The 2,500-nt window shown below is 54.9% G+C and carries 1 tRNA gene and 2 rRNA genes (1 of these 3 running past the window's edge); all 3 read left to right on the top strand.

Annotated features, from left to right (window positions below):
• Nucleotides 1-1,739 (top strand): 23S ribosomal RNA (locus EN869_RS04505); it begins 1,086 nt to the left of the window's first position.
• A gap of 237 nt (nucleotides 1,740-1,976) precedes the next feature.
• Nucleotides 1,977-2,091, top strand: a 5S ribosomal RNA gene (gene rrf / locus EN869_RS04500).
• Between the two features lie 283 nt (nucleotides 2,092-2,374).
• Nucleotides 2,375-2,451 (top strand) — tRNA-Met (locus EN869_RS04495).
• Nucleotides 2,452-2,500 lie beyond the last annotated feature (49 nt).

Here is a 2,500-nt window from a genome sequence, read left to right as displayed (position 1 = left end):
TGGGAAAGGATGTGAGGATCCCAAAACAACCAGGATGTTGGCTTAGAAGCAGCCATCATTTAAAGAAAGCGTAACAGCTCACTGGTCTAAATAAGGGTCTTTGCGCCGAAAATGTAACGGGGCTAAAGCCATACACCGAAGCTTAGGGTTCGTGAGTAATCACGAGCGGTAGCGGAGCGTTCTGTAAGCTGATGAAGCCGTACCCGTGAGGGGCGGTGGAGGTATCAGAAGTGCGAATGCTGACATGAGTAACGTAAGGGGAGTGAGAGACTCCCCCGCCGAAAGACCAAGGGTTCCTGCTTAAAGTTAATCTGAGCAGGGTTAGCCGGCCCCTAAGACGAGGCGGAAACGCGTAGTCGATGGGAACCACGTTAATATTCGTGGGCCTGGAGGTAGTGACGGATCACACAAGTTGTCCAATCTTATCGGATTGAAAGGGCAGCGGAGTGGTTCCAGGAAATAGCTCCTCCTTATAGACCGTACCCGAAACCGACACTGGTGGTCAGGTAGAGTATACCAAGGCGCTTGAGAGAACTATGCTGAAGGAACTCGGCAAATTGCACGCGTAACTTCGGAAGAAGCGTGACCCTTTTCTGCGCAAGCAGAGGAGGGTGGCACAGACCAGGGGGTAGCGACTGTTTATCAAAAACACAGGGCTCTGCGAAGCCGCAAGGCGACGTATAGGGTCTGACGCCTGCCCGGTGCTGGAAGGTTAAGAGGAGGGGTGCAAGCTCTGAATCGAAGCCCCAGTAAACGGCGGCCGTAACTATAACGGTCCTAAGGTAGCGAAATTCCTTGTCGGGTAAGTTCCGACCTGCACGAATGGCGTAACGACTTCCCCGCTGTCTCCAGCATAGACTCAGTGAAATTGAATTCCCCGTGAAGATGCGGGGTTCCTGCGGTTAGACGGAAAGACCCCGTGCACCTTTACTATAGCTTTACATTGGCATTCGTAGTGGCATGTGTAGGATAGGTGGTAGGCTTTGAAGCCTGGGCGCCAGCTCAGGTGGAGCCACCCTTGAAATACCACCCTTATTACTATGGATGTCTAACCGCGGCCCGTTATCCGGGTCCGGGACAATGTATGGTGGGTAGTTTGACTGGGGCGGTCGCCTCCTAAAGAGTAACGGAGGCGCGCGATGGTGGGCTCAGAACGGTCGGAAATCGTTCGCTGAGTGCAATGGCATAAGCCTGCCTGACTGCGAGACTGACAAGTCGAGCAGAGACGAAAGTCGGTCATAGTGATCCGGTGGTCCCGCGTGGAAGGGCCATCGCTCAACGGATAAAAGGTACGCCGGGGATAACAGGCTGATGACCCCCAAGAGTCCATATCGACGGGGTTGTTTGGCACCTCGATGTCGACTCATCGCATCCTGGGGCTGGAGCAGGTCCCAAGGGTATGGCTGTTCGCCATTTAAAGCGGTACGTGAGTTGGGTTCAGAACGTCGTGAGACAGTTCGGTCCCTATCTGCCGTGGGTGTAGGAATATTGAAAGGATCTGTCCCTAGTACGAGAGGACCGGGATGGACGGATCTCTGGTGGACCTGTTGTGGCGCCAGCCGCATTGCAGGGTAGCTATATCCGGACGGGATAACCGCTGAAGGCATCTAAGCGGGAAACCCACCTTGAAACGAGTATTCCCTGAGAACCGTGGAAGACGACCACGTTGATAGGCCGGGTGTGGAAGAGCGGCAACGCTTGAAGCTTACCGGTACTAATAGTTCGATAGGCTTGATCGTTCTCATTACTTATATCCATCTTGTTCTCACTCACGCTTGTTCCGCCCTTCGGGCGGCGCTACGTGGGTGCGGCGCAACAGCGCCGACGGTCGGTCGACCTTGCGAAGCTTCGCTTCGAAAGGCGCCAGGCTGAAAGAACTTCCAAAGGCACAAAGGCGACGATCCAAGGATCGCGCCTGGCGACGATCCCTGGATCGCGCCTGAACAGCTTCTCGATTTGAACGTGCGTTTTGCCGACCTGGTGGTTATGGCGGAGCGGCTGCACCCGATCCCATTCCGAACTCGGCCGTGAAACGCTCCAGCGCTGATGGTACTTCGTCTCAAGACGCGGGAGAGTAGGTCGCTGCCAGGTCTGCCAAGCGCATGTTCAACTCACATCCGGATCAAGCTCCGGATGGAGATAAATCTTCTCTCTACGATTTTATTGATGCATGTCGTTGGCTCAAAACCGCTAACACTTTTGAGCGACATGCATAAGGCCCGCCAAACGGGATCCCGGGCCGCGAAAGCGGCCCTTTCATTTGGTGAGCCATCTACCTATTTGTAGGCCATCCTATCCGTAGGCGTGCGCTTACGTCCATGAACGCAAGCAAACGCTTGCTCGTAGTCGCAAGCAAACGCTTGCTCGTAGGTGACGCGGGGTGGAGCAGCCCGGTAGCTCGTCAGGCTCATAACCTGAAGGTCACAGGTTCAAATCCTGTCCCCGCAACCAAACAAAACAGCCCGCCTCGCGCGGGCTCTTTTGTTTTTTGCTCCAAGCG

The organism is Mesorhizobium sp. M2D.F.Ca.ET.226.01.1.1, from assembly GCF_004022705.2.
In the GTDB taxonomy this organism is placed as follows: Bacteria; Pseudomonadota; Alphaproteobacteria; order Rhizobiales; family Rhizobiaceae; genus Mesorhizobium.
This window is presented reverse-complemented; position numbering and strand designations above follow the sequence as displayed.